General features: G+C 80.4%; 2 protein-coding genes. Both read left to right on the plus strand.

Features of this window, described 5'->3' with window-relative positions; translation table 11 throughout:
* Positions 1–921 (plus strand): ATP-binding cassette domain-containing protein (locus HLB09_RS16325; RefSeq protein ID WP_171204359.1); only part of this gene is annotated, 921 nt, incomplete at its 5' end.
* A 143-nt stretch (positions 922–1064) separates the two neighbouring features.
* The gene (locus HLB09_RS16330) at positions 1065–1931 is read left to right on the plus strand and encodes an ECF transporter S component (protein ID WP_212771258.1); all 867 of its coding nucleotides are present in this window, start codon (positions 1065–1067) and stop codon (positions 1929–1931) included.
* Positions 1932–1940 lie beyond the last annotated feature (9 nt).

Consider the following 1940-nt stretch of genomic DNA (forward strand, 5'->3'; position numbering starts at 1 on the left):
GACGACGGCCCGCCCCTCCTGCGCTCGCGCGGCCTCGCGGTCGTCCACGGCCGCGGCTCGGGGGCCGTGCGCGCCGTCGCGGGGGTGGACCTCGACCTCGCGGCCGGGGAGGTCGTGGCCCTCATGGGTCGCAACGGCTCCGGGAAGTCGTCGCTGCTGTGGGCGTGGCAGGGCTCGGGCCCCCGGTCGGGCGGCGACGTGCGCGTGCTCGGGGCGGCGGGCGCCGGGGCGGACGCGTCCGGGCGCGTCCGCCCCGGGCTGCGCGACCTCCTCCGGCCGGGTCGGCGACCCGTCGACGGACCCGACGCCGAGGGCCGCCGCGACCCCGGGGCGCTGGCGCCCGCGGCCGCGCGCGCCCTCGTCGGCCTCGTGCCCCAGACGCCGGGCGACCTGCTCTACCTCGGCAGCGTGGCCGCCGAGTGCGCGCAGGCGGACGCCGAGTCGGGCCGTCCGTCCGGCACCTGCCGGGCCCTGCTCGACGAGGTCTCGCCCGGTGTCCCGGACGACCGGCACCCGCGCGACCTGTCCGAGGGGCAGCGCCTCGCGCTCGTGCTCGCCGTCCAGCTCGCGGCGGCGCCGCGCGTCGTCCTGCTCGACGAGCCGACGCGGGGCCTCGACGAGGGCGCCAAGCGGCGCGTCGGCGAGGCCGTGCGCGCGCTCGCCGCCGAGGGCCGCGCCGTCGTGCTCGCCACCCACGACGTCGAGCTCGTCGCGGCGGCGGCCGACCGGGTCGTCGTCCTGGCCCAGGGCCGTGTGGTCGCCGACGGCCCGACCGCCGAGGTCGTCGCCTCCTCGCCCGCCTTCGCGCCCCAGACCGCCAAGGTCCTGGCTCCCGAGCCGTGGCTGGTGCCCGACGAGGTGCGGGCCGCGCTCGCCGGCGAGGAGGTCCCCGAGGGGGACGTCGTGAGGGGCACGTCGTGAGGCGCGCGCCGCGCCGCACGGAGTCCCGAGAGGCAGGGCCCCGAGACGCAGGGCCCCGAGACGCAGGGCCCCGAGACGCAGGGCCCCGTCCCGCCAGCCGTCGCCCCGCCGCCCGTCGTCCCGCCGCCCCGCGCCCTGCCGCGGTGCGGCTGCGCCCGCGCTCGGCCCTCGTGCTGGCGCTCGCCTCCGTCGCCGGGCTGCTGATGTTCGCCTGGCCGCTGCTCGTGCCCGCCGGCGCCGCGCTGGCGGGCAGCGCGGGCGCCCCGCTGCTCTTCGCCCTCCTCCTGCCGCTCGTCCTCGCCGTCGTCCTCGCCGAGCTCGCCGACGGCGGCATCGAGGTCTCCGCGCTCGCGCTGCTCGGCGTGCTGTCGGCCGTCAACGCGGGCCTGCGGGCCCTCGGGGCCGGCCTCGTCGGCGTCGAGACCGTCTTCTTCCTCCTCGTGCTCGCCGGGCGGGTGCTCGGCCCGGGCTTCGGCTTCGTCCTCGGCTGCACGTCGCTGCTCGCCTCGGCCGTGCTGACGGCGGGGGTGGGGCCGTGGCTGCCGTTCCAGATGGTCGCCGCGGGATGGGTGGGGCTGGGCGCCGGGCTGCTGCCCCGCCGACCGCGCGGGCGGGCCGAGGTGGCGCTGCTCACCGGGTACGCCGTCGTCGCCGCCCTGGGCTTCGGCCTGCTCATGAACCTCTGGGGGTGGCCCCTGGCGACCGCGGGCACGGGCGCGTCCTACGTGGCGGGCGCCCCGCTCGGGGACAACCTCGGCCGGCTCCTGCTCTACTCGGCCCTCACCTCGCTGGGCTGGGACGTCGGCCGCGCGGTCACCACGGCCGTCGGGGTCCTCCTCGCCGGTCCCGCGGTCCTCGCCGGCCTGCGGCGGGTGGTCCGCCGCACCTCGTTCGCCCCGCCCGCCGACGCCCCACCCGCCGACGCCCCACCCGTCGACGACCCGGCCGGCGACGACCCACCCGTCGACGACCCGGCCGGCGGGGCGCGGGGCGGCAGGATGGCCGGGTGACCGTCGTCC

It is taken from the genome of Pseudokineococcus marinus (assembly GCF_013004605.1).
GTDB lineage: Bacteria > Actinomycetota > Actinomycetes > Actinomycetales > Quadrisphaeraceae > Pseudokineococcus > Pseudokineococcus marinus.